General features: G+C 63.1%; 23 protein-coding genes and 1 pseudogene. 8 read left to right on the forward strand and 16 right to left on the reverse strand.

Going from position 1 to position 24,717, the window contains the following annotated elements:
• Positions 1–5: 5 nt before the first annotated feature.
• The 3 genes from SO156_RS04200 to SO156_RS04210 all read right to left on the reverse strand — a co-directional run bounded on the left by SO156_RS04200 (position 6) and on the right by SO156_RS04210 (position 2,600).
• Positions 6–1,247, reverse strand: coding sequence for a GNAT family N-acetyltransferase (locus tag SO156_RS04200; protein WP_498533942.1), 1,242 nt, complete (start codon positions 1,245–1,247; stop codon positions 6–8).
• 122 nt (positions 1,248–1,369) lie between these two features.
• Positions 1,370–2,116 (reverse strand): glycerophosphodiester phosphodiesterase, encoded by a 747-nt coding sequence (locus SO156_RS04205; protein WP_498533943.1) that lies wholly within the window; start codon positions 2,114–2,116, stop codon positions 1,370–1,372.
• 16 nt (positions 2,117–2,132) lie between these two features.
• A complete protein-coding gene (locus tag SO156_RS04210) occupies positions 2,133–2,600 on the reverse strand; it encodes a RidA family protein (RefSeq protein WP_254095771.1) in 468 nt (155 codons plus the stop codon).
• 248 nt (positions 2,601–2,848) lie between these two features.
• Here SO156_RS04210 and SO156_RS04215 point away from each other — a divergent pair, with 248 nt between their 5' ends.
• Complete coding sequence (locus SO156_RS04215) at positions 2,849–3,697, forward strand: cell envelope integrity EipB family protein (protein WP_498533944.1); 849 nt, start codon at positions 2,849–2,851, stop codon at positions 3,695–3,697.
• Positions 3,698–3,948: 251 nt separating this feature from the next.
• Complete coding sequence (locus SO156_RS04220) at positions 3,949–4,350, forward strand: RidA family protein (protein WP_498533945.1); 402 nt, start codon at positions 3,949–3,951, stop codon at positions 4,348–4,350.
• Positions 4,351–4,537: 187 nt separating this feature from the next.
• Here SO156_RS04220 and SO156_RS04225 read toward each other — a convergent pair whose 3' ends face one another.
• Entirely contained in the window at positions 4,538–5,830 is a 1,293-nt protein-coding gene (locus SO156_RS04225) for a DNA polymerase IV (RefSeq protein ID WP_498533946.1), read from the reverse strand.
• Positions 5,827–6,126: a DUF3572 domain-containing protein gene (locus tag SO156_RS04230; RefSeq protein WP_254095767.1), complete on the reverse strand. Its 300-nt coding sequence runs from the start codon at positions 6,124–6,126 to the stop codon at positions 5,827–5,829. The genes SO156_RS04225 and SO156_RS04230 overlap by 4 nt, the downstream gene beginning before the upstream one ends.
• A 231-nt stretch (positions 6,127–6,357) precedes the next feature.
• Between SO156_RS04230 and SO156_RS04235 the strand changes: the two genes are divergently transcribed.
• Together SO156_RS04235 and SO156_RS04240 are read left to right on the forward strand one after the other, a co-directional pair.
• Positions 6,358–6,723: a response regulator gene (locus SO156_RS04235; RefSeq protein ID WP_027523000.1), complete on the forward strand. Its 366-nt coding sequence runs from the start codon at positions 6,358–6,360 to the stop codon at positions 6,721–6,723.
• A 12-nt stretch (positions 6,724–6,735) separates the two neighbouring features.
• Positions 6,736–8,109 (forward strand): PleD family two-component system response regulator, encoded by a 1,374-nt coding sequence (locus SO156_RS04240; protein WP_498533947.1) that lies wholly within the window; start codon positions 6,736–6,738, stop codon positions 8,107–8,109.
• A gap of 130 nt (positions 8,110–8,239) precedes the next feature.
• Here SO156_RS04240 and SO156_RS04245 read toward each other — a convergent pair whose 3' ends face one another.
• Entirely contained in the window at positions 8,240–8,866 is a 627-nt protein-coding gene (locus tag SO156_RS04245; RefSeq protein WP_498533948.1) for a TetR/AcrR family transcriptional regulator, read from the reverse strand.
• Between the two features lie 169 nt (positions 8,867–9,035).
• Between SO156_RS04245 and SO156_RS04250 the strand changes: the two genes are divergently transcribed.
• Complete coding sequence (locus tag SO156_RS04250; RefSeq protein ID WP_498533949.1) at positions 9,036–10,262, forward strand: MFS transporter; 1,227 nt, start codon at positions 9,036–9,038, stop codon at positions 10,260–10,262.
• A 133-nt stretch (positions 10,263–10,395) separates the two neighbouring features.
• Positions 10,396–10,692 carry an HU family DNA-binding protein gene (locus SO156_RS04255; protein ID WP_498533950.1) on the forward strand — a complete coding sequence of 99 codons (297 nt, stop codon included), beginning with the start codon at positions 10,396–10,398 and terminating at the stop codon, positions 10,690–10,692.
• 340 nt (positions 10,693–11,032) lie between these two features.
• Here SO156_RS04255 and rpmG read toward each other — a convergent pair whose 3' ends face one another.
• Entirely contained in the window at positions 11,033–11,200 is a 168-nt protein-coding gene (gene rpmG, locus SO156_RS04260) for a 50S ribosomal protein L33 (RefSeq protein WP_027522986.1), read from the reverse strand.
• A gap of 124 nt (positions 11,201–11,324) precedes the next feature.
• On the reverse strand, positions 11,325–12,650 hold the full coding sequence (locus SO156_RS04265) for an LLM class flavin-dependent oxidoreductase (RefSeq protein ID WP_498534050.1): 1,326 nt from the start codon (positions 12,648–12,650) through the stop codon (positions 11,325–11,327).
• A gap of 228 nt (positions 12,651–12,878) precedes the next feature.
• On the opposite strand from SO156_RS04265, the gene SO156_RS04270 reads away from it, so the two are divergent.
• Complete coding sequence (locus SO156_RS04270; protein ID WP_498533951.1) at positions 12,879–13,427, forward strand: hypothetical protein; 549 nt, start codon at positions 12,879–12,881, stop codon at positions 13,425–13,427.
• An 11-nt stretch (positions 13,428–13,438) separates the two neighbouring features.
• On the opposite strand, the gene SO156_RS04275 is transcribed toward SO156_RS04270, so the two are convergent.
• From SO156_RS04275 to topA, 4 genes are read right to left on the reverse strand one after another with little or no spacing between them, the layout of a single operon-like run.
• Positions 13,439–14,188 carry an NUDIX hydrolase gene (locus tag SO156_RS04275; protein WP_498533952.1) on the reverse strand — a complete coding sequence of 250 codons (750 nt, stop codon included), beginning with the start codon at positions 14,186–14,188 and terminating at the stop codon, positions 13,439–13,441.
• A gap of 31 nt (positions 14,189–14,219) precedes the next feature.
• Complete coding sequence (locus tag SO156_RS04280) at positions 14,220–14,660, reverse strand: DUF983 domain-containing protein (RefSeq protein WP_458143081.1); 441 nt, start codon at positions 14,658–14,660, stop codon at positions 14,220–14,222.
• Positions 14,648–16,996, reverse strand: coding sequence for a ribonuclease R (rnr, locus tag SO156_RS04285; protein ID WP_498533953.1), 2,349 nt, complete (start codon positions 16,994–16,996; stop codon positions 14,648–14,650). The genes SO156_RS04280 and rnr overlap by 13 nt, the downstream gene beginning before the upstream one ends.
• A gap of 7 nt (positions 16,997–17,003) precedes the next feature.
• Positions 17,004–19,757 carry a type I DNA topoisomerase gene (gene topA / locus SO156_RS04290; RefSeq protein WP_498533954.1) on the reverse strand — a complete coding sequence of 918 codons (2,754 nt, stop codon included), beginning with the start codon at positions 19,755–19,757 and terminating at the stop codon, positions 17,004–17,006.
• Between the two features lie 227 nt (positions 19,758–19,984).
• On the opposite strand from topA, the gene SO156_RS04295 reads away from it, so the two are divergent.
• Complete coding sequence (locus SO156_RS04295) at positions 19,985–20,224, forward strand: hypothetical protein (RefSeq protein ID WP_498533955.1); 240 nt, start codon at positions 19,985–19,987, stop codon at positions 20,222–20,224.
• A gap of 37 nt (positions 20,225–20,261) precedes the next feature.
• Here the strand turns inward: SO156_RS04295 and SO156_RS04300 are convergent, their stop codons facing one another.
• The 4 genes and pseudogenes from SO156_RS04300 to SO156_RS04315 form a co-directional block, all read right to left on the reverse strand.
• Positions 20,262–21,251, reverse strand: a complete 990-nt coding sequence (locus SO156_RS04300) for a ketopantoate reductase family protein (RefSeq protein WP_498533956.1) — start codon at positions 21,249–21,251, stop codon at positions 20,262–20,264.
• 199 nt (positions 21,252–21,450) lie between these two features.
• Positions 21,451–22,896 carry an adenylate/guanylate cyclase domain-containing protein gene (locus SO156_RS04305; RefSeq protein ID WP_498533957.1) on the reverse strand — a complete coding sequence of 482 codons (1,446 nt, stop codon included), beginning with the start codon at positions 22,894–22,896 and terminating at the stop codon, positions 21,451–21,453.
• A gap of 1,059 nt (positions 22,897–23,955) precedes the next feature.
• A pseudogene (locus SO156_RS04310) lies at positions 23,956–24,069 on the reverse strand (DUF5939 domain-containing protein); the annotation flags it as partial.
• A 13-nt stretch (positions 24,070–24,082) separates the two neighbouring features.
• Positions 24,083–24,457 carry a VOC family protein gene (locus SO156_RS04315; RefSeq protein WP_458143089.1) on the reverse strand — a complete coding sequence of 125 codons (375 nt, stop codon included), beginning with the start codon at positions 24,455–24,457 and terminating at the stop codon, positions 24,083–24,085.
• Positions 24,458–24,717: the final 260 nt, after the last annotated feature.

Raw genomic sequence — 24,717 nt, forward strand, 5'->3', positions numbered from 1 at the left:
AGGCGTCAAGGCGCCTCTTCGGCGCCCTTGCGGAACGGGCCCAACTCGGCGAGCTCGCGGCCGGCTTCCGCGACATAGGCACGTTCGCGCTTGAGGTATTCGTCGATGGCGCGGCGCAGGCCCGGATCGGCGATGAAATGCGCCGAATGCGTCGTTCGCGGCAGATAGCCGCGCGCGATCTTGTGCTCGCCTTGGGCGCCGGCCTCGACATATGTCAGGCCGTGTTTGATCGCAAAGTCGATCGCCTGATAGTAGCAGACCTCGAAATGCAGGAACGGATGATGCTCGACCGCGCCCCAGTTGCGGCCGAACAGCGTATCCGAGCCGATGAAGTTGATGGCGCCCGCGATCCAGCGGTGATTGCGGCGGGCCATGACCAGCAGCACGTCGTTGCTCATGGTCTCGCCGATCAGCGAGAAGAATTCTCGCGTTAGGTACGGCCGGCCCCATTTGCGCGAGCCGGTCTCCATGTAGAAATCGAAGAACGCGTCCCAGGCCTCCTCGGTGATGTCGCTGCCGGTGAGCCAGTGGATGGTGATGCCGGCTGCCAGCGCATCGCGCCGCTCGCGCTTGATCGACTTGCGGTGGCGCGAATTCAACGTGGCGAGGAAGTCGTCGAAGGATGCGAAGCCCTCGTTGTGCCAATGGAACTGCTGGTCGGTCCGTTGCAGGAAGCCGTGCTCGGCGAGCAGCCTCCATTCGGCCTCGCGCGCGAAGGTGACGTGCACCGAAGAGGCCTTGCTCACCCCGCACAGCGCGATCAGTCCGCTCGCCAGCGCAGACGCAATGCGCTCATGATCGACGCCATCGCGGATCAGAAGGCGCGGGCCGGTCGCGGGGGTGAAGGGAACCGAGACCTGCAGCTTCGGATAGTAGCGCCCGCCGGCGCGCTGATAGGCATCCGCCCAGCCGCGGTCGAACACATACTCGCCTTGCGAATGCGATTTCAGATAGCAGGGCACGATGCCGGCGACGTGGCCATCGAGCTTTGCAACGAGATGCCGCGGCCCCCAGCCGGTCCGCGCCGTGGCCGAACCCGAATTCTCCGCTGCGGACAAAAAGGCATGGGAGACGAAGGGGTTATAGGCGGGTTTTGAGAGCGCGAGGGAGGCGCCGGGCAGCCCGGATGAAGTTCCTGCGTCCTTGCCATTGCAGACACGCGCAGGATTGGCGCAGGCGTCCCAATCCTCAGCGCAAACGTCGCCAATGGAAGGCACGGCCTCGAGCGTGATTTCGGATGATGCCATTGCGTGTCTTGAAGAACCCACTAGCCGAAGATCGTGCATTGCAGCAGCGACTTCAAGGGGTGGGAACTGACGCTCTCGTGCCCGGATGCAGCGCAGCGCGCCCGGGACACGTGACGGGCACGCTACGGCACAAACCCCTCGAAGATCATCTGGTCCGCATATTGCCCGGCCCGCGTCCGCTGCTCGGGCGTGCGCACGGTCCAGCCGAGCAGCGCGCAGCCGAACATGTTGCGCGCGATCCAGGGCGCGGGCGCCGGCAGATGGTCGACCTTGAAGGCAACGAAATGCGGCTGGGTTTGAAAGCCGTGCCGCAAGTACAACATGCTGTCGCGCTGGGCTTGCGTCAGCTTCGCCCAATATTCGTCCTCATAGGTCCGCTGCGCGACGATGCCGCGCGGGCGCGAAGGCAACAGCTCGCGCAGCGCCAGCACCTGGTCCGGATCGAAGGACATGCCGACGGCGGGCCCGTCATAGGAGGCCAGCACCTCCGCCATCCGCTTCACGAGCTTGCGGTCGCCGTCAAAATGGCTCTTGACCTCGATCACCAGCGGAACCCGCCCGGCGACCATCGTGCAAAGGTCGGACAACGACATCATCCGCTCGGACGTGTCCTTGAACTTGACGGCCCTGAGTTCGGCCGCGGTCTTTGCGATCAGGTCGCCGTCGCCCTCTGTGAGCCGGCCGAGCGCATGGTCGTGATGCACCATGGCTTCGCCGTCGGCGGAGAGCTGGATGTCCACCTCGATGGCGAAATTGCCCGCGATCGCAGCCTGCACTGCGCCCGGCATGTTCTCGACGATCCCACGTGAAATGTCATGCAGGCCGCGATGGGCGACCGGTCGCGCCGTCAGCCAATCCGGAGCACGCACGCCTCTTGCTCCCGGATCAGGCGACCTCGAACAGGCCTTCGACCTCAACTGCGGCGTCCGCCGGCAGCGAGGCAACGCCGACGGTGGTTCGGGCGTGGCGGCCCTTGTCACCGAAGGCCGCCACCATCAGGTCGGAGGCGCCGTTCAGCACCTTCGGCCCGTCGACGAAATCCGGCGCCGAGTTGATGAAACCGCCGAGCCGCACCACGCGCACGACCTTGTCGAGGTCGCCGAGCGCCGCCTTGACCTGCGCCAGCAGGTTGATGGCGCAGCCGCGCGCCGCCGCCGCACCCTCTTCGATGGAGACGCCGGCGCCCAGCTTGCCCTTGGCGATCAGCTTGCCAGCGGGATCGAAGCAGACCTGGCCCGAGACGAAGAGGAGGTTGCCGGTCCGCACGAACGGCACGTAATTGGCCACGGGAGTGGGGGCCTCGTGCAACTTGATGCCCTGTTCCGCCAGTTTCTGCTCGACCGTGCCCGCCATGTTCCGACCTCGATGTCTTCTGGAAAATTCTGCCCGGCCTCAAGCCGGCCAGCGCGCCTGTTTCGCCGATTGCGCAGTGACATGCAAGGCGGCGAAACGGTGGCCCGGGCGCCCGGCAGTGTTGCATGTTTCCGAGGCAAGGCAGCGATTTTCGGGGGAAAAGCGCAACTTTCCGTGAAGCGGCCGCAGTTGCGACGTAATGCGACGGTCATTAAAATAACGAATCTCGATTTCCCCAAGGAATATTCATGGTGCACCTTTTCCGGACGTCGCTCGGTGTCATGGCGCTCGCGGTTGTCGCTGTTGGCGTTTCTGGCGGGGCTGAGGCCGCGAATGGTCCGTTCCTCTCGCATCAGGCCCTGTACGATTTAAGCCTGGTCAAGTCGCGTTCGAGTTCGATCAACAGCGCGCGCGGGCGCATCCTCTACAGTTTCGCCGGCAATTCCTGCGAGGGCTACACGTCGGAATTCCGCCAGGTCTCCGAGCTCGACAGCGGCGAGGGCAAGGTCACGCTCAGCGACCTCCGTTCCAACTCCTGGGAGGATGCGGCCGGCAAAAGCTATCGTTTCAAGATCGAGACGCGGATGAACGACGCCGACTCGAGCCAGGTCGACGGATCGGCCGAGCGCGATGGCGACCACATCAACGTCAAATTGAAGCTGCCGGTGACGAAGAATTTCACGCTCGACGGCACGACGGTGTTTCCGACCGAGCAGATCCAGCGCATCATTGCCGCCGCCAAGGAGGGCAAGTCGCTGCTCGAGCTCTCCGTCTATGACGGCTCCGACAATGGCGAGAAGGTCTACAACACGCTGACCGTGATCGGCCAGCCGATCCCGGCCGACCGCGCAGCGTTCTCGCCCGATCCGACGACGTCCGACGAGCACATGAAGTCGCTGACGCGCTGGCCGGTCACCGTCAGCTATTTCGACCGCGAAGCCCAGCAGAAAGAGGGCGAGCAGACTCCGGTTTACGCGATGTCGTTCGAGCTCTACGAAAACGGCGTTTCCCGCGCGCTGGTGCTCGACTACAACGATTTCGTCATCTCGGGTGCACTCGGCAAGTTCGACGTCAAGGATGCCAAGCCTTGTAATTGACAAAGCGTCGTCCTTCCGGGGCGCGCGAGATCGTCCAACCTTGATTCCTCATCCTGAGGAGCGCGGAACGCGCGTCTCGAAGGATGAAGGCTCCGCTGGTGGCCTCGCCCTTCGAGACGCGCGCGAAGAGCGCGCTCCTCAGGCCGAGGGTCCGGCACTTCGTCGCTTTGCAGTGTTCGCAATGACGGTCTGGCTTTGAGCACTGTCCCCCGCTACGCTCCCTCCCAACCACAAACGTCAGGGAGGCACACATGCCGAAGATCGATCATCTCCGCCCGAGCGGCCTGCACCACAATCCGGCCTATTCCCACGTCGTCACGGCCTCCGGCGCGCGCACCATCTACATCTCGGGGCAGGTATCGACTGACGAGGAGGGCAGGATCGTCGGCGAAGGCAATCTTGCCGCGCAGACGACGCAGGTGATGCAGAACCTTGGCCTTGCACTGAAGGCTGCGGGTGCGAGCTACGCCAACATCGTGAAGATCACCACCTTCGTGGTCGGCTACAAGCCGGAGCTGCGCCCCATCATCGGCAAGGCCCGCTCCGCCTTCTTCGAAGGCATGGAGCCGCCGGCCAGCACGCTCGTCGGCGTCACCGCGCTCGCGGCGCCGGAATGGCTGATCGAGATCGAGGCGGTGGCAGTCGCGGATTGAGGGGTTGCTATTTCGACGTCGTCCTGGCGAAAGCCAGGACCCATTACCCCAGGGAAAAGTTGCGGCGCCGAGCTGTCGACAACGAATCTTCGCCAAACCACGGCCGGTGGAAATGGGTCCTGGCTTTCGCCGGGACGACACCGAGGCACGTGGCGATCGGCCATAACCACAGCAACAGGCGCGCTGCTCACTCCCGCTCCGTCTTCTCCGGTCCGTCATATGCGATGCCGCGGATCACGGCGGCGCTGCCGAACTTCTTCCGCAAACTGTCTACCGCCCGTTCGGCGTGGGCGGCGCGGCGGTCGAGCATGTCGGTGTCGTCGGCGGCCGAGCCCGTGCGCAGGGCGCTGACGCCGGCGCCCATCAGGCGGAAGGCGGTGCCGTCGATCTCCTTGGCCAGCATCTCGCGGCAGATCGAAAAGATTTTTGCGGCGAGCTGCGTCGGCGCGTTGATCGACTGCGAGCGGGTACGCTGGCGGAAGTCGGCGGTCTTCAGCTTCAGCGTGATCGTGGAGCCCGCAAGCTCGCTGCTCTTGAGCCGTGACGAGGTTTTCTCGCAGAGCCGCCACAAGATCTTCTCCAGCGTGGCGAAGTCGCGGATGTCGCTCTCGAACGTGGTTTCGCTGGAAATCGTCTTGGCGCCGCGGTCCGGCTCGACGCGGCGATCGTCGATGCCGCGAGCGAGCCGCCAGAGCCTGCGGCCATCGCTCGGAAACTGTCGCATCAGCTCGATCTCGTCCGCCTTCTGCAGGTCGGCGATGATGCGGAAGCCGCGCTGCACCAGCCGCTCCTGCGTCGCCGGCCCCACGCCGAAAATGAATCCGACCGGCCTCGAAGCCAGCATCAGGTGCGCTTCCTCCTGGTCGAGGGGCGCAAAGCCGCGCGGCTTGTCGAGGTCGGAGGCGATCTTGGCCAAAAACTTGTTGCAAGACAGCCCGACCGACACGGTGATGCCGATGTCGCGCTCGACGTCGCGGACGAAGCGCGCCAGCACCTTTGCCGGGATCATGCCGTGAACGCGCTCTGTGCCGGAAAGATCGAGAAAGGCCTCGTCGATCGAGAGCGGCTCGACCAGCGGCGTCAGCGCCTGCATGGCGTGGCGCACCTCGCGGCCGACGCGGACGTATTTCGCCATGTCGGGGCGGATCACGATTGCATGCGGGCAGGCCTCCAGCGCCTTGAACATCGGCATCGCCGAGCGCACGCCGAAGGTGCGCGCGATGTAGCAGGCGGCCGACACCACGCCGCGTTTTCCCCCGCCGATGATCACTGGCTTGTCGGCGATGTCGGGATTGTCGCGCTTCTCGACCGTCGCGTAGAACGCGTCGCAGTCGATATGGGCGATCGTCAGCGCGGCGAGCGCGCGGTGGCGGACGAGGCGCGGGGAGCCGCAGGCGGAACAGCGCCGCGTTGAAATGCCCTGGTCGGCCAGGCAATCCCGGCAAAAGCAGCGGGGCCCGGCCGCCTCGGGCGCGCTCACGGCACGTCGCGCTCCCAATGCGGGTCGCCCAGAACCTGCCGGGCGGCGGCAATGTTGGTCGGATGCAGCTCCGAGGCGCTGGCAAAGGCCTTCACGGTTGCGTCATCGCGCAGCACGAAATCGAGCACGCTGATCAGGAAATTCGGGTCGGAGGCGGCGTTCCGCAGCGTCTCCGGGCCAATGCCTGTCTCGGCCAGAAACAGGCCCAACCGCTCGGGGTCGCCGGCGACGAAGGATAATGCCTGAATCGCAACGATTTCAGCCACTTCGCGGGGGTTTTGAACAGGCTTTTTCAAGCGGACGATTTGCCTTTCCGTTAACTTTCGGGCTCTAATTTGGAATCATCATGCCCGAGTCTGGTGAGCCCAGACAAGCAACTGGAAACCAAATCGCGGAAAGTTGGCCCTCGGGTTTAACGAAACTAGAGCGAATCTGACGCTAGTTTGAATCCAGTTTTCGAAGCGCCGGCGGAAGGCGCCTGAGGCGTTACATGTCGAACAGGTCTCCTGACAATGGGGAGGAACGGGATGGCTAAGACCGTCCTGATCGTGGAAGACAACGAGCTCAACATGAAGCTCTTCCGCGACCTGTTGGAGGCGCACGGCTATCAAACGTCGGGCACCAGCAACGGCTACGAGGCGCTCGATCTCGTTCGCAAGATGCGTCCCGATCTCGTGCTGATGGATATCCAGCTGCCGCAGGTGTCGGGGCTGGAGGTGACGCGCTGGATCAAGGACGATCCGGAATTGCGCAACATTCCCGTCGTCGCGGTGACCGCATTCGCGATGAAGGGTGACGAAGAGCGCATACGCGAGGGCGGCTGCGAGGCGTATCTTTCCAAGCCGATCTCGGTCGGCAAGTTCATTGAGACGGTCCGGCGTTTTATCGGGTAGGGAGTAATTCTGGTGTCCGCGCGTATCCTCGTCGTCGACGACGTCCCTGCCAACGTCAAACTGTTGGAAGCCCGCCTCTCCGCCGAATATTTCGACGTGATGACGGCCGCGAACGGCGCCGAGGCGCTGGCGATCTGCCGAAGAGCCGAGTGCGACATCATCCTGCTCGACGTCATGATGCCCGACATTGACGGGTTCGAGGTTTGCCGCCGGCTGAAGACCGATCCGGTAACGCATCACATCCCCGTCGTGATGGTGACCGCGCTCGACAGCCCCGCCGATCGCGTGCGCGGGCTGGAAGCCGGCGCCGACGATTTTCTCACAAAACCCGTCTCCGACGTCGTGCTGATCGCGCGCGTGCGCTCGCTGACGCGGCTGAAGATGATGACGGATGAGCTGCGCATGCGCGCCATCACCTCGCTCGAGATCGGCGTGCAGGCGCCCGAGCGCAGCGCGGTGGCCGATACCGGCAAGGGCGGCCGTATCCTCCTGGTCGACGACCGCCAATCCTCCTATGAACGGCTGGCGAACCTGCTTGCCTCCGAGCACACCGTCGACGTCGAGTCCAACCCGACGGAGGCGCTGTTCCACGCCGCCGAGGGCAATTACGACCTCTTGATCGTCTCGCTCGACCTCAACAATTTCGACGGGCTTCGGCTATGCAGCCAGGCGCGCTCGCTGGAGCGCACCCGCCACGTGCCGATCCTCGCCATTGCCGACGCCGACAGCGGCACGCGGCTGCTCCGCGGGCTCGAAATCGGCGTCAACGACTATCTGCTCCGCCCCGTCGACAAGAACGAGCTGCTCGCCCGCGCCCGTACGCAGATCCGCCGCCGCCGCTACACGGATCATCTGCGCGACAATGTGCAGAACTCGATCGAGATGGCGATCACCGACGCGCTCACCGGCCTGCACAATCGCCGCTACATGGAGAGCCATCTGGCAACGCTTGCCGAGCAGGCCTCGACGCGCGGCAAGCCGCTGGCGCTGATGATTCTGGACATCGACTATTTCAAGTCGATCAACGACAATTACGGCCATGATGCCGGCGACGACGTCTTGCGCGAGTTCGCGGTGCGCGTGCGCAAATCGATCCGCGGCATTGATCTCGCCTGTCGCTATGGCGGCGAGGAATTCGTGATCGTGATGCCGGAAACCGATTTGCACGTCGCCGGAATGGTCGCCGAGCGCCTGCGCCGCTCGATCGCGGGCGAGCCGTTCTCCGTCCACAAGGGCAGCAAGCGCATCGAGGTCACGATCTCGATCGGCTTGACTACGCTGGAGCAGAAGGGCGAGTCCGTCGCCGACGTGCTCAAGCGCGCGGATACCGCGCTCTATCGCGCCAAGCACGACGGCCGCAACCGCGTGGTGTCGCAGGCGGCGTGACGCGGGCGATGTCCTGCACGACGGCCGTGCAACAATTTCGGTGTCGTCCCGGCGAAGGCCGGGACCCATAACCCTAGAGAGAGTGGCGCACACAGCCAACCGCGAGTCTTCGCCAAACGACTTCCTGGGGTTATAGGTCCCGGTTCTGCGCTTCGCTTGTCCGGGACGACGGAGATGAATTTGGCGAGCACTTGGCTCGCTTCGCTGCCGGCGCCGCCGCATCCCCCACATCCACCCCCGCATTCCGCAGCAGCACCTTCGCGGCTTCCTTCGCCGCCCGCGCCATCGCCGGATCATCGCGCACGAGATCCTGTGCGATCGAGCCATCGACCAGGAGCACGAGCTGTGTCGCGAGTGCCTCGGCCTGAGCGACGCCAAGCTCATTCAGCCGATCGCGAAACCAGAGCCGCCGGCTTTCCTTGAACGCCTTTGCGATCTTCTTCACCGCGCGATCCGCAGGCCCGAGCTCTGCCACCGCATTCACGAACGGGCAGCCGCGAAAATCCTTGGCGGCGAAGCGGCGCTCCAGCGAATCGAAGGTGGCGAGGATCTGCTCGGCCGGCGGCTTATCCGATGGACGGGCGTGAACGAAACGTCGCTCGAGATAGGCGGCGATCAGCGCGTCCTTGGACTGGAAGTGGTTATAGAGCGTGCGCTTGGAGATGCCGATCTCGGCCGCGATCGTATCGACGCCGATGGCGCGGATGCCCTGAAGATAAAACAGCCTATCGGCGGTCTCGAGGATCCGCTCCTTCATATCCGTTTTTGTGGTAGCAGCCATTACACAGATCTGTTTACTCGGCGCTTGACAGCCATTCCATCTTCCAATCCTAATTACACAGACCTGTGTAATCAAGCCGGACGCGGTCGCAGGCCGCGGCTTCGGGAGGAATCCTGCGGCCGTGACAAGAAAAGGGAGAACGACCATGCCGCTGCTGCAGGTGCTCCGCCCAACGCTTCCGATCCTGATCGGCGCCTCGCTGATGCTCACTCTCAGCATGGGCCTGCGGCAATCGCTCGGCATCTTCATGCAGCCGCTGACCCACGACGTCGGCATCTCCATTTCCGACTTTACCCTTGCAATCGCCGTGCAAAACCTCGCCTGGGGCTTCCTGCAGCCGCTCGCCGGCGCGCTCACCGTGCGCCACGGCTTTCGCGCGATCATGATGGCTGGTGCGCTCATTTACATTGTGGGCCTTGCGCTGATGGCGAGTGCGCAGGGCATGATTTTCGTGATGCTGGGGGCAGGGGTGCTGATCGGCACCTCGCTCGCCTGCACGGCGGCGGCGATGGCGATGTCGGTGGCCGCGCGGGCAGCACCCGAGACCGTGCGTTCGACGGTGCTCGGCATGGTCTCGGCCACGGGCTCGCTCGGCGCGCTGTTGTCGGCGCCGATCGGACAGGTGCTCAGCGAGGGCTACGGCTGGCGGATCGGGCTCGCCGGTTTCGTGCTGCTCTCGCTTCTGATGCTGCCGGCGGCCTGGTTCGCTGGGCGCATCGATCGCATTCCGCTGCCGAAGACGAGCGGGCTCGGCAACGTGTCGGCCGCGACTGCGACTGCCACGGCCTTCGGCAACGCATCCTTCTCGGTCATGACGGCTGCTTATTTCGTCTGCGGCATGCAACTCGTCTTCATCACCACACACCTGCCGTCCTATTTGCAGATCTGCGGCATGGATCCGATGCTGAGCGCGAAGACGCTCGGCGTGATCGGCGGCTTCAACGTGCTGGGCTCTCTGTTCTTCGGCTGGGCCGGCCAGCGCTGGAACAAGCTCGCACTCTTGGGCGGAATCTACGTCGCGCGCTCGCTAGTGCTCGCCTGGTACTTCATGCTGCCGCCGACCGAGGCTTCGACGCTGGTGTTCGGTGCGCTGATGGGATTCTTGTGGCTCGGCGTCGGGCCGCTCGTTGCGGGCGCAGTGGCCGAGATGTTCGGCCTGCAATGGCAGGCAATGATCCAGGGGCTCGCCTTCATGAGCCACCAGATCGGCAGCTTCGTCGGCGCCTATGGCGGCGGACTGATCTATGACGCGCTCGGCTCGTACAACATGGCCTGGCGTATTGGCGTCGCGGTCGGGCTTGCCGCCGGCATCGTCCAGATCGCGTTCGCCTTGCTTCGGCCGACGGCGCCGCCGGTATTGCGGACCGCCTAGGGGGGCGTGTGCTCGCGGGTTCTTCGGTGAGAAGTGGCGCGCAAGGGCCGATGAAATTGGCACCATTGCTTGAACCTCGATCCGGACGGCGGCGTCAAAGACCTATGCTTTTGTGGAGCATAGACTCGGTACGATGATAGCCAAGGTGCAAGATCCAATGCAGGGGGAACTGATTGATTGGGTAGCCCGGCAATCCGGCATCGAGTCGGACAAGGCAGAAGTGGCAGTCGAGGCTTTGGTAACGTTCATCGAGAGCAGACTCGCGAAAGGCGAAGCCGTTTCGGTTCCGGGGCTTGGAAAATTCGCGATTGAAAAGCGTGAGGGCACCGAGATCCGCAATCCTGCAACTGGTGCTGTGATCAAGGTCAGGGCTTTCAATAGGCCGCTGTTTTTTGCAGCCAAATCATTGAAGGACGCAGTCAACGAGTAGCAGGGACTCGTGCACGGCATCGCCGCCTCACTTATCGTGACGATCGACGCGAACCGCCGTCAGTCGTCACACCCGCCAATGCCGCGATGGTGAGATCGGCGAAACCCGTAGTGACAAACGAGCGCCACCCCGGCAGTGCCAAGCTCGCAAGAAATGGGAGCGTGCACAACGTCGCGATGTGTTTTCTAATCTGCGTTCCAAATCCCCTTATTGAGCTTGCGCCAGCCTATGAGTGAAAGGACTGCAAACAATACGGCTGGACCAACAGCCGCAAATAAAAACGGCCGCAAATAAAAACGGGGCCCAGAGGGCCCCGCAAACTCTACGCGCCTAACCGATCTTACTTGATCTTGGCTTCCTTGAATTCGACGTGCTTGCGCGCGACCGGGTCGTACTTCTTCTTGACCAGCTTTTCGGTCATGGTGCGCGAATTCTTCTTGGCGACGTAGTAGAAGCCGGTGTCAGCCGAGGACACGAGCTTGACCTTGATGGTGACCGCTTTGGCCATGTTCAGGACCTCTGAAAATAGGGGATTGAGGAGCCGGCCAAACGGCCCGCGTTGGCCGGCAACCTAGCCACAAACCGCCCAAAGTCAAGGTTTTGCGGCCAGAAACTCGCTCAAATCGGCCCGATTAACCCTCGAAGAATCGGTTTTTCGGCCGCGGCAGGCCCAGATTCTCCCTCAAAGTGGGCCCTTCATACTCTTTCCGGAAAATCCCGCGCCGTTGCAGTTCCGGGACGACCTTGTCGACGAAGTCGTCGAGGCCCGCAGGGACGAACGGGAACATGATGTTGAATCCGTCGGAGCCGCGACTGAGGAGCCATTCCTCCATCTGATCGGCGATGGTTTTCGCCGTGCCGACGAAGGCGAGCCCGCCATAGCCGCCGACGCGGTGCGCGAGCTGGCGCACCGTCAGCTTGTCGCGCGCCGCCAGATCGACCATCCGCTGCCGGCCGCTCTTGCTGGCGTTGGTCTCGGGGATAGGCGGCAGCGGCCCGTCGGGGTCGAAGCCGCTCGCATCGGTGCCCAGGATCACCGAGAGCGAGGCGATGGCGCTGTCGTAGTGCACGCGGCTGTCGAGCAGCGCGCGCTTCTCCTTGGCTTCATCGACGCTATCGCCGACCACGACGAAGGCGCCGGGCAGGATCTTGAGATGCTCTGGATCGCGGCCGATCTTCTCCATGCGGCCCTTGATGTCGGCATAGAGTTTCTGCCCGTCGGCAAGGCTGCCGCCGCCTGTGAACACGGCCTCTGCCGTTTCCGCCGCGAGCTGCTTGCCGTCCTCGGACGCGCCGGCCTGCACGATCACTGGCCAGCCCTGGACCGGGCGGGCGATGTTCAGGGGCCCACGTACCTTCAGATATTTGCCCTGGTGGTCGAGCACGTGCATCTTGGCGGGATCGAAGAACAGGCCCTGTTCGACATCGCGCAGGAAGGCGTCGTCGGCGAAGGAATCCCAGAGGCCCGTCACGACATCATAGAATTCGCGCGCGCGCTTGTAGCGTTCGGCATGCTCCATGTGGTCGTCCAGACCGAAATTCAGCGCCGCGTCCGGATTCGAGGTGGTGACGATATTCCAGCCCGCGCGACCTCCGCTGAGATGGTCGAGCGAAGCAAAGCGACGCGCGACGTGATAGGGCTCGTCAAAGGTGGTCGAGCCCGTCGCGATCAGGCCGATGCGCTCGGTCACGGCGGAGAGTGCTGACAAAAGCGTGAATGGCTCGAATGACGTCACGGTGTGGCTGCGCTTGAGCGCATTGATCGGCATGTTCAGCACGGCGAGGTGATCGGCCATGAAGAAGGCATCGAACTTGCCTGCCTCGAGTTTCCTGATCAGCTGCTTGATGTGCCCGAAGTTGAAATTGGCGTCGGGCCAGGCGCCGGGATAGCGCCAGGCGCCAGTGTGGATGGAGATCGGGCGCATGAACGCCCCGAGCTTGAGTTGCCGTTGTGCCATCGCCCCGTGTCCGTGCTGGGTGTCGTTCGACATGACATAGGTGCGGCGCGGAGTTGCGCCATCGGCCATGCGCAGAACAATTTTTTGTTTTTCGCTCGCAATTCAGCACGTTTGTCATTCCGGGGCGCCGCATAGCGGCGAGCCCGGAATGACAGGGAGGAGGGGACTCCTCTCGAACCTGTCAGCCGTCCCGGCCGACAAAGTCTTGTTTCCGCGAGACGAGAGCCAATGCCCATCGCCGACGCAACCATATTGGACGGCACAATTCGCATCGATCGGCCGATGCCCTGGATCGGCCGGCTGCTGTCGCTGCCGCTGCTGGCGGCGAGCGCATACCTGCTTTGGAACGTCGCCCTTGGGCTGCGACAGGACCTGTCCGGCTTCGGACGGCTGGCCGATGACTGGGTGCCTGTGCTGGTTTTCGCTGGGCTCGGCCTTGCGGTCGGCATTCCCGGCCTCATCCTGCTGACGTTCCGCTATTTCATCGTTCTGAACGACACGCAGCGCCGGGTTGTCATCACCAGACAGTTCGGTCTGCTGAATATCCGCAGCCGGCGCAACCTGGCGGACTATCATTTCATCAGCATCACCGATGACGGCGATGCGGAGCTGACGACGTACGACGTCAACCTCTGCGGCGACAAGGGTACCACGCCCATCACGCTGTCGAGCTTCACCAGGCGCGAAGACGCGACCGACTTTGCGAATGAGCTCGGTCGCAAGATCAAGATTCCGGCACGCGACTATGTCGGCACGGAGCCTGACGCGGACGAGTGATCCGTCTCAGGTCAGCCCAAAATATCCTTCTGCATCTTGCCGCCGTAGAAATGGAAGAACGGCACCGGCGCGTCGTGACGAAGCGGGCCGGTGGCGAGCCGTCTGTCCAGCTCGTTGAGCACGTTCCGCGTCATCGGATGCAGGTCCGCGAGCGGCTGTGAGCCGAGCTCGACCCAGACCAGCTCGACCAGTTCGGCATCGGCATGCACCACGCCCTCGACGCGATGGGTGATTGCGGAGGCATCCGCGGTGAGGAAGCGCGTGTCGAAACGCTTGACGCGGCCGGGCGGCGTGATCGCGCGCGCGATCAGGAACAGGCCGGAGGGATCAGGCAACAGTCCCGCATCCGCAAACGGCTTCCAGGGGCCGTCAAGCTTTGGCGCCTTGCCGTCGTGCTGACGCCCAAGGCAGAGACCGGTTTCCTCGCAGGCCTCGCGGATCGCCGCGATCGCCAGCGATTTTGCACGCGAGGCCTCCGTCTTCGGGCTGCCCTTGAACAGATTAGCCTGAAGCTCCGGCGTGATCGGCGCCGCGCAGGGCACGCGATAGTCGGCCTTGTCGACGCGGCCGCCGGGGAACACGAACTTGCCGGGCATGAACACCACCTTGTCGTGGCGCTTGCCGACCAGCACTTTTGGAATGGATCCGCTGCGATCCACGAGGATCAGGGTGGCAGCATCCTTCGGCCGAAAATAAGGATGGTGATCGGGCTCCTTCTCGTCGTGAACCTTCTCTTTTTCCGCCTGCGCCGTATCCGTCATTTCCTCACCGAACGTGTTTTGCTTATTGTGATTAGACCGGCGGAATACCATCCGGCGGGTTCTCGTCAAAGCCGTGCATGCGCAGGGCCCATTGCAGGCCGACCACGGCGCCCTTCACGGGTTGCAGCAGCGCGAGCGAGGCGACGAAGGTGAAGGGCAGATAGGCGGCAAAGCTGATCCAGGCCGGCGTGGTGTAGTTGGTCTCGATCCAGAGGATGGTCGGCACCACGATGTGGCCGACGATGACGATCACGAGATAGGCGGGCAGGTCGTCGGCGCGATGCGGCGTGAAGTCGAGCCCGCAGGCCGAGCAGTTGTCGGCGGTTTTCAGGAACGCGCGGAACAGCTTGCCCTGGCCGCAACGCGGGCAGCGGCCGCGGAAGCCGCGCTTCATCGCATCCCAGACGTCGCGCTTCTCGACGAGGCCGGTCTCACGCGTCCAGATCTTCGGCGCGGTGCTCATCGCTTCCATGCCTTGTTCTTTCCCTTGCCTTTCGCGCCCTTGCCCTTCTTCCCCTTGCCGGACTTCCTCTGCTTCTCCGGCTTGTGCTTCTTCTCGGGACTGCGTCCTGGGCGCGCCTTTGCCGATTTGCGCGATGTGCGAAAATCCCTGCGGCTGCGCGGCGCGCTCTCGCCGGCCGATAGCAGCTCGAAGCGCAGCGCACCGGCAATGGGAGCAGCTTCTATCAGACGGACGTCGACGACATCACCCAGCTGGTGCATGGCACCGCTGCGCGAGCCGACGAGGGCGTGGCGGCTCTCGTCATAGTTGAAATATTCCGTGCCGAGGGATCGGATCGGGATCAGCCCGTCGGCGCCGGTGTCGTCGAGCTTGACGAACAGGCCGGCGCGGGTGACGCCGGACACACGGCCCTGGAACGTCGCGCCGATGCGATCGGCAAGATGATGCGCAATCAGGCGGTCGACGGTCTCGCGCTCGGCCTTCATCGCGCGCCGTTCGGTGACCGAAATATGCGCGGCGACTTCGCTTAAGGTTTCCGGCGTCTCGCTGTCGGGCAGCGCGCCTTCGCCAAGGCCCAGCGCGCGAACCAGCGCGCGATGCACCACGAGGTCGGCGTAACGGCGGATCGGCGAGGTGAAATGCGCGTAGCGGCGGAGGTTGAGGCCGAAGTGGCCGTAATTCTCCGCCGAATATTCCGCCTGCGCCTGTGCGCGCAACACCACCTCGCTCACCAGCGGGTAGTAGTCGTGACCCTCGAGCTGGGCCAGCACGCGGTTGAACAGGGTCGGGCGCAGCGGGCCGCTCTTGGCAAAGGGAACGTCGAGCGTCTCCAGAAACTCCTGGAGCGCGTGGACCTTTTCCAGCGTCGGCTCGTCGTGCACGCGATAGATCAGCGGCAGCGACTTCTTCTCCAGCATCTCGGCCGCCGCGACATTGGCGAGGATCATGAACTCCTCGATCAGCCGGTGCGCGTCCAACCTATCAGGCACGACGACGCGATCGACCGTACCGTCGCTCTTCAACAGGATCTTGCGCTCGGGCAGATCGAGATTGAGCGGATCGCGCTCGTCGCGGGCGCGCTTGACGCAGGCATAGGCGGCATAGAGCGGCTTGAGGATCGGATCGAGCAGGGGACCGGTGGTGTCGTCCGGCCGGCCGTCGATCGCGGCCTGCGCCTGCGCATAGTGCAGCTTCGCCGCGGAGCGCATCAGGATGCGATGGAACGAGTGCGAGCGCTTGCGGCCGTCGGGACCGATCACCATCCGCACCGCAAGCGCGCCGCGCGGCTCGCCCGGTACCAGCGAGCACAGATTGTTGGAGATCCGCTCCGGCAGCATCGGCACGACGCGATCGGGGAAATAGACGGAGTTGCCGCGGTCGATCGCGTCGCGGTCGAGCGCAGTGCCCGGGCGGACGTAGAAGCTCACATCCGCAATCGCGACGTTGACGATGAAGCCGCCCCTGTTGTTGGGATCATCGTCCGCTTGCGCATGCACCGCGTCGTCATGATCCTTGGCGTCGGGCGGATCGATGGTGACGAGCGGGACGTCGCGCCAGTCCTCGCGTCCCTTCAGGTTCGCCGGCTCCGCCGCTTCTGCCTCGCGCTCCGCGGTGGGGGAGAATTGCAGGGGGATGTCGTGGGCGTAGATCGCGATCAGGCTGATCGCCTTCTCGGACTTGACCGAGCCGAGCTTCTCCTTGACCCGGCCTGATGCAAGGCCAAAGCCACGCGAGCGCACGATGTCGACGCTGACGAGGTCGCCGTCCTCTGCTCCCTGCGTCTCGGTCTTGGCAATGTTGAGCTCGCGGTCAGCGAACTTCTTGTCGACCGGCACGAGCCGCCCGCCGCCTTCAGGCAGGCTGCGGAAGACGCCGAGGATGCGGCTCTTGGCCTTGTCGATGACCTTGATGATGCGGCCGCGCCAAGCGGGGCCTTCGGTCTCGTCGGAGCGCTCGATGCGAAGCAAAGCGCGGTCGCCGACGCCGGCCGCCGTGCCCGGCTTCGGCCGGCGCGGCATCTCGATGAGGATCTTTGGCGGTTCGCCGCTCTCGACCTCGTCCCATTCGGCGGGGGAGGCGATCAACTCGCCATCGCTGTCGCGGCCCGTGATGTCGGCGAGCAGCGTCGGCGGCAGGCTGTCCGGCTCCGAAACCTTGTGGCGCTTTTTTTTGATGATTCCGTCGTCGGCGAGTTCGCGCAGCATGCGCTTGAGCTCGACGCGATCGGCGTTTTTCAGGCCGAACTCGCGTGCTATTTCGCGAGTACCGACCTTTCCTGGATTTGCCTTGATGAAGGCGACGATGGCGTTCCGATCGGGAAAGCCATGGTCATTCTTACGTTTCACTTAACCTCTAATTCTTGCCGGCACTCTTCTTGGCCGGTGCCTTGGCTGCGGCAGGTCCCTTTGTCGGCGACGTCTTGGCGGTCGACGACACGGCTGCGCGTGCCTTGCTGGTTGATTCAGATTTGGTTTTGGCCGCGGTTTTTTTCGCGGCCGGTTTCTTTGCCGGCTTGGGCGCGTCCTCGCCCTCGGCGGTCTTTGCCGTGGTCTTGGTCGCCTTCGCCTTCTTTGCTTTGGCCTTGCCGCCAGCCTTTCCACCGCCCTTGGCCGCGCGCTCGTCGATTAGCGCGATCGCCTGGGGCAGGGTGATCGCGTCCTTCTCGAATTCGGCAGGGATCGTCGCGTTGACGCCACCTGCCGTGACATACGCGCCGTAGCGACCGCTCTTTACGGTGACGGTGCCGAGTGTCGGATGATCGCCAATTGCCTTGCCGGGATCGGCGCCGAAGCGGCGGCTCGGGCCCTTCGCGACCTTCTCCGCGATCAGCGTCACCGCGCGGTTGAGGCCAATGTCGAATACCTCGTCGCCGGCCTCCAGGCTGGCGTAGGTCTTCTCGTGCTTCACGAACGGTCCGAAGCGGCCGAGACCTGCGGTGATCGGCTGACCGGTCTCCGGATGCTTGCCGATCTCGCGCGGCAGCGACAGCAGTTTTAGCGCAAGCTCGAGATCGACATCGCCGGGCGAGGTGCCCTTCGGGATGCCGGCGCGCTTCGGCTTCTCGCCTTCCTCATAGTCCTTCTGCTCACCGAGCTGGATGTAGGGCCCAAAACGGCCGGCCTTCACCCAGACCTCGAAAGCGGTGTCGGGATCCTGGCCGAGCGAGCGGTCGGCGCTGGCTTCACCGTCCGCGGCGAGCTGGCGGGTGTAACGGCATTCCGGATAGTTCGAGCAGCCGACGAAGGCGCCGAACTTGCCGGCCTTCAGGTTGAGCCGGCCGCTGCCGCAGCTCGGGCACTGCCTGACGTCGCCGCCATCGGCGCGGGGCGGATAGATGTGCGGCCCGAGCATCTCGTCGAGCACGTCGAGCACCTGCGCGACGCGCAGATCCTTGATCTCGTCGACGGCGCCGATGAAGTCGCGCCAGAAATCCTTCAGCACCTGTTGCCAGGAGATCTCGTTGTTGGAGATACGATCGAGCTGTTCTTCCAGATCAGCGGTGAAATCGTATTCGACGTAGCGGCTGAAGAAGCTCTCCAGGAACGCGACCACGACGCGGCCCTTGTCCTCGCCATGCAGGCGCTTCTTCTCGAGCTTCACGTAGCCGCGGTCCTTCAGGACCTGGAGGATCGAGGCATAGGTCGAGGGCCGGCCGATGCCGAGTTCTTCCATGCGCTTGACGAGCGAGGCTTCGGAGAAGCGCGGCGGCGGCTCGGTGAAATGCTGGGTGACGGACAGCGACTGCCGTTTCACGGCTTCGCCTTCGCTCATCGCGGGCAGGCGGCGGGAGTCCTCGTCCTCCTCGTCGTCGCGGCCCTCCTGGTAGAGCGCCAGAAAGCCGTCGAACTTGATGACCTGGCCGGTGGCGCGCAGCTCCAGCGTGCGGGAGCCTGCCTTTGCCGTGATGTCGACGGTGGTGCGCTCGAGCTCGGCCGCCTCCATCTGGCTCGCGATGGTGCGCTTCCAGATCAGCTCGTAGAGTTTTGCCTGATCGGCATCGAGCCTGCGGGCCATGCTGGCGGGCCGGCGGGAGAGGTCGGTCGGGCGGATGGCTTCGTGCGCTTCCTGCGCGTTCTTGGCCTTGGTCTGGTACTGGCGGGGGCTGTCCGGCACGTAGGCGTTGCCGTAGTCCTCGCCGATCACCTTGCGCGCCTGGGTGATCGCTTCGCCGGCGATCTGCACGCCGTCGGTACGCATATAAGTAATGAGTCCGGTGGTCTCGCCGCCGATGTCGATGCCCTCGTAGAGCCGCTGCGCGATCCGCATCGTATGCGCCGGCGCAAAGCCGTATTTGCGGCTGGCTTCCTGCTGGAGGGTGGAGGTCGTGAAGGGCGCCTGCGGATTGCGCCGGGCCGGCTTGGCGTCGACCGCAGTCACCGCGTAGGTGGCCAGTTCCAGCGCCTTCTTGAACTCTTCCGCTTCCGCGCCGGTGCCAATGTCGAGCCGCTGGATCTTCTTGCCGTCGGCGCCGACGAGACGGGCCTCGAAGGCGTCGCCGCGCGGCGTCAGCAGGGTCGCGATCAGCGACCAGTATTCACGCGCGACGAATTTCTCGATTTCGAGCTCGCGGTCGCAGACGAGGCGCAGCGCCACCGACTGCACGCGGCCGGCCGAGCGGGCGCCCGGCAGCTTTCGCCACAGCACGGGCGAGAGGGTGAAGCCGACCAGATAGTCCAGCGCGCGGCGCGCCATATAGGCGTCGACCAGCGCGCCGTCGATCTGGCGGGGATTCTTCATCGCTTCCGAGACCGCCTGCTTGGTGATGGCGTTGAACACCACGCGCTCGATCTTCTGGTCCTTCAGCGCGCGCTTTTCCTTCAGCACCTCCAGCACGTGCCAGGAGATCGCCTCGCCCTCGCGATCGGGGTCGGTGGCCAGGATCAGGCGGTCGGCGCCTTTCAGGGACTTGGCAATGTCATTGAGCCGGCCGGCCGCCTTGGGGTCGACCTCCCAGATCATCTTGAAATTTTCGTCCGGATCGACCGATCCGTTCTTCGCCGGCAAGTCCCGGACATGGCCGAATGAGGCCAGAACCTCGTAGGACGAGCCCAGATACTTGTTGATCGTCTTGGCTTTCGCCGGCGACTCCACAATGACGATATTCATGTAGTTCCAGTAACTTACGGGAGAAATTTAGGCCAAATTCGAAGGGACTCGGGTCGGCCGTTTCGACCCGAACATGGGTGGTGAGGCCGTCCCTGTCAAATCGAGCGATGTAGAAGAGGCCGAAAATGAGCAAAGTTTCATATCGGATAAGTTGTAAAATACCGCCTTTGAGTTGTGAGGCGGGGCGGCGTAGAGTTGGAGGCGAGCAAGGATTCGGATGGGGTCTGGTGACAAAACCAGCAAGGAAGCGGACGCAGGCCGCCTCGGCCGGAAGAAAGCATTCGCGGAGTGAGGAACCGGGTGAGGGCGGGGCGGATGAGGCTGTCGCGTTCATCGCCGAACAGGTGGTTCATCTGCGGCAGGTCGCCGAGCGCCACAAGCTCGACGTGTTGCATTATCTCCTCGGCATGACCCAGTTAGAGGCCGACGAGCACCTCCGCCTGCGCAGCAAGCGCAAGCTGTCGTGAGGAGCCGAATCGAGGAATTCGGCGCTGCGCTAATAATCTAGACTTCTGTAGGATCACGCCTGAGTTGGTCGGCCGATCTTCGCGCAGTGGCTGCACGCCAGTCGATATGCCGTACGAGCGCCAGGATCGTACGAGTAATTGGGGCTGCTACGCCCCGCTCGTCTGCGCGGCGGACCACCGCGCCACATATCGCCTCGATCTCGGTGGGTCTACCTGCAATCACATCTTGAAGCATGGAAGGCTTATGATGGATGTGGTGTGCCAGTGCATCGGCCAACATCACCTCCACGTGCTGCTGCTCAACCGCAAAGCCGCAGGCGATCGCCGTGGTACAGACCTCCGAGACAATCTGAAAAGCCAACGCCCGCGTTTCCGGGTGAGCGCCGATTTGCCCCACCGCTGAGCCGGTGATTGCGCAAAGGCCGTTCAATGCGGCGTTGAACGCCACTTTTTCCCAAATCGCCGCTTCGGCATGTGGATCGACTACTGCATCGAGCCCGCTGCGCGCGAACAGGTCGGGTAGGAGGTCCAGTGTCGGCGAGGCTGGTTCGCCTGCCGCCGCAAGCCGGGCAACGCCGTGACCATGAGATTCGACGCGGCCCGGCCCCTTGAGATCGGCGGGGTAAGTTGTAATGCCGATCAGCACATTTTTGGGATCGGCGAACTCCGTGAGAACAAGCTTGTTATCGAGTCCGTTTTGCAGGCTCAATAACGCCGTGTTTGGGCCGATCGCGCTACGTATGGCGGTTAGTGCCTGTCTCGTGTGCATCGCCTTCGTGAAGACGATCACGAGGTCGTAGACCCCACTCACCTCCGAGGGAAATAGAACCGGGACGTGAATGCGGCGTTCGCCTGCGTCCGTCTTGAGGTTGAGGCCGTTCTTGCGGATCGATTCGACATGAGCGACGTCGAGGTCGATTAGGGTAACATTTGCTCCGCCCTCGAAGAGACTGCCCCCGAACAACGATCCCATTGCACCGGCTCCGAGAACGGCGATACGGAGTGACTGGTTGCTCTCGCCGGACATCGTTCCTCTTTTCATATTATCACACCGAGCATTTTCGCTTAGCCGCCGCCCGATCTTGACTTAGATCAAGCAGCAACGCGCAGCGCGGTGGCTATTCAGCGCGTGCATCGCAGTAGCCAAAGTTCGCGCTTGGCGAATTGCGCGGAAGGCTCGGATTGCAATTGCTGCGCTCGCAACGACTGAGCAGGGCGGCTGCGGTCTACATGTCCGTCACGCGATAGACGCAGGCGGCTCCCTCGACTCCCCGAAGCGGTGCGTCGAACGCGACGACGTTGCGGCCGGCGAGGAGCTGACTTACCCCTGGTGCCGAATAGAGCGCTTCCGAAAGGCAAATTTCTCCGGCATCGGCCAGTGCTTGGACACGCGCCGCAACATTCACGGTCTGCCCGAAATAGTCGAGGTTCTCGTTCACCGTGACCGCGATCGAGGGGCCGCAATGGGCTCCTATCTTCAGGATGATGCTGGGATCGCCGTGCTCGGCATTGTAGCGCTCGATGTCTGCCAGAATATGCAGCGCAGCCGAGACGGCATCGGCCGGGCGGGAGAACACGGCCATCACGGCGTCGCCGATCGTTTTGACGATGGCGCCAGAATGCTCCTGCACGGTTGAGCCCAGCAGGGCAAAGTGCTCGCGTACCAGCGCATAGGCATTGAGGTCGCCAAGCCGCTCGTACATGGCGGTCGATCCCTTGAGGTCCGTGAACAGCAAGGTCACCTGCCGGATGCCAAGGCCTTCCTTTTCATCGACGCGCTCCGATCGGAACAACCGTCGGAAAGTTTGTCGGGCGAGCAGCATGCCGCCCGACAAATAGGGATCGAAGTCGAGCGCCGGCTTGACCGTCTGCGCCAGGATCTCCGGCGGCCAGTTGATCAGGAGCAAGGAGCCGCGTGTGTCGGAGCTATTCTCCACCTCAACCACCACCGGTCCGGGCGGCACGGCGGATGTGAGCGGAGAAAAACGGTGTCCATCATACTTGATTGGCAAGCGCGCCGGAGCCGATGCGGGCTCGCCGGCCACACTCACTGCGAAGCTGGCCTGCGTCTGCACATTGACCCCGGCGAGTGCGCCGGGACCGAGCTCGACCATGAGCGACGTGGCGGAGCCCGGAGGCAGGAACGACATGCCGCGAACGAGACCGCGCAGAACGTCGAGAAAGCGGATCGGCTGACCCGGCAAGCGCCCGTCGGCAAGAAAGCGAGCCTTCCAGTGGAAATCTTCGACCGAAAGCGACGCCAGATCGTGGAACGGAAGCCTTCGAAGCTGCGGGGATACCGTAAAAGTCACTTCGATGAAGTCGTCGAGGTCCGTATCGCCGGTGACATCGCACAGGCCGCAGACGTAGTGGGTTTTCAGGGTTCGCAAGGCGCCGAAACTGTCGAGCACCATGCCGGACTGGGGGCAGACGACGTCCCAGCTCATGTCGAACAGACCGCTCCGCGTTGCATGGAGAAACAGGTCGATGCTCTCTGCTTCGCTGACGGCGCGGTCACGCGCAAAGGAAAGCGGATTGACGCGATAAAGCGAGAGGTCGTCGCCACCCCGGATCAAGCCTTCGAATTTGGAGATGACCCGCGGGCTCCAAGACCGGGCCTGCTCGACCTCGGTCATCCTGCTTTCGAGGAGCCGCTCGTGAACGTGATGCATTTTTCCCACCCAAGTCGTCGAGGAAGTTGAACGGGACTTCACGTGTCGGCGAAGATGGCGCCATCCTCCGACCGCCCGAGCGTAGCATAAAACTCCAGGGACAAATGCATGCTTTGGGGTCCGGGCCAGGGGTAACATGAGCAAATCTGGTCCGCTTCGCTGAGAGGACCTCAACGAGATGTGCCGCCACGTCGCTCATGGGCCAACAAGCGACGCAAGAAAAAGACTGCCCACTGAGGCGGACATATAAAAATTTTGGGTGCCACGTAGTGGCACCACCAGGTGGCATTAGAGATTATGCCTTATCGTGCGCGTACTTCTCCAAGACCAGCCGATTATACTCATCTCTCACAGCTCTCCGTGAAATATGCCCTTTTCGGTCTTTGGCAATCTTCAGAAGATCGGGATCAGTCGGTGCCCGTGATTTTCGTCTGAATCTGCCAAAGAGCTGGCTAGTAGGCCCCGAGGTTCTTCCAAACAGCCGGTCAAACCATCCCATTGTGTCCTCCCGGTCAGACTGCGAACTACGGCACTGTCACCGTGGCGCCCGAGACAGCGGCCTGCATATCCATGGAATATAGGTCATGTGGCCGCGCGGTCAAAACCCGCGTGACGATAGGTGACATTGTTTTTGTCGCAAAGACACGTCGTTTTGACAGGGGATTTTATCGATCGTATGCGCTCTCGATGGAGGCCAGCGCATGGTTGAGCTTTGGAACAAATGTTACGAGACCTTGGCCTCGATCGAGGCGCTTGCCACTGTCGTCGTTATTGCCGTGGTGGCTGCTGGTCTTATCACGCTAGTGGAAGGACGGCGGCGTCCGACAAAACACTGATCTGGGGAGACGCCGGCAAACCGATGACCCAGACGAGAGTAGGTTCGGCGTGGGCTCGCCGGCATCCTCGTGAGACCGCTTGGACCAGTCGCTTCCGGTGCACCTCAACTCCAGACATCTCGCCGCACTGCGCTAGCTATCGCGATGGGCCAACAGGGGACATTGACCCGTTCCCGACTCGATGTCGGCACTATTCGCCGCGACCTATCCCAGTTGCTGCTGCCGAAAGCGACGTCGGATCGTGAAAGGGAAGCCTTCGAAGCTGCGGGGATACCGTGAAAGTCACTTCGATGAAGTCATCGAGGTCCGTATCGCCGGTGACATCGCACAGAAACGGACGTTGATGAATTTTATTTGGCAAGAGCGCCGCGGAAGACCGCCTCAATGTTGTTGCCATCTGGATCGAGCACAAAGGCAGCATAGTAATTCGGACTCCGCAGACCGGGCGCTCCATTTTCGACGCCACCTGCCTTGAGGGCGGCTGTGTGGAACGCATCGACTTCGGCTCTGCTTTTGGCCGCAAAGGCGGTGTGCTGTTTGACCGAGTGTTGGTGAAATCGGTCAATCCAGTAGACAGGATACTCGAAACCGTAGCCGACGCCATCAGTCCCCCTATCATCGGGTATCTGCATCACTCGGCGCATACCTAGCGCTCCCAATGCCGCATCGTAGAAGGTGGCCGAACGCGCGACGTCCGCCACTCCAATGCCGGTGTGGTCAATCATTGCGGCCCTCTCCTCAATTCCGGAAAAGTCGTTGATTCATCATTCTCCAAGCCGGAGAGGTTGTTAGCGATGTTTGACTTGAACTTCGCACCTTATCTGGAGCGAAGCGAGGTCTCTTTTGGATCAGGGCCGGGCATGCCCCAGCGAGCGAAGCGTTCCCGCTCTGCCGAAAAAAAGCTGACATCCGCTAGCCTGCGCTCCGGTTCCGCCGCGGCCGCGGTTGCAGCTGCTGCAGGGTGGGCAAAGCTTCCGCCTCCCTT

It is taken from the genome of Bradyrhizobium sp. UFLA05-125, from assembly GCF_059803515.1.